The 421-nt window shown below is 74.3% G+C and carries 1 protein-coding gene; it reads right to left on the minus strand.

All coding sequences use genetic code 11. The features are described from left to right. Positions 1-421 (minus strand): dihydroxy-acid dehydratase (locus LPA54_RS39980; protein WP_228985319.1); only part of this gene is annotated, 421 nt, incomplete at both ends.

Here is a 421-nt window from a genome sequence, read left to right on the forward strand (position 1 = left end):
GCCGTCGACGGCGAGGTTGCCGCGCAGCACCGCCAGGCCGCCGTCCTTGGAGTAGGCGTGCTCGGCGGAGCGGATGCAGCCGCCCTCGGCGTCCTCGTCGAGGGTGTCCCAGCGCTCGGACTGGGAGAACGCCTCGGCGGAGCGCTTGCAGCCGGGGGCCGCGTGCCACAGCTCGACCGCCTCCGGGGAGGGGGAGCCGGCGCGGATGTCCCAGGTCTTCAGCCAGTCCGCGAGGGACGGGCTGTGGACGGCGTGGACGTCCTCGTTGAGCAGGCCCGCGCGGTGGAGCTCGCCGAGCAGGGCGGGGATGCCGCCCGCGCGGAGCACGTCCTCCATGTAGTACGTGCGGTCCTTGGCGACGTTCGGGGCGACCTTCGCCAGGCACGGCACGCGGCGGGAGAGGGCGTCGATCTCGGTGTGG

The sequence above is a fragment of the Streptomyces sp. DH12 genome (genome assembly GCF_020873895.1).
Lineage (GTDB): Bacteria > Actinomycetota > Actinomycetes > Streptomycetales > Streptomycetaceae > Streptomyces.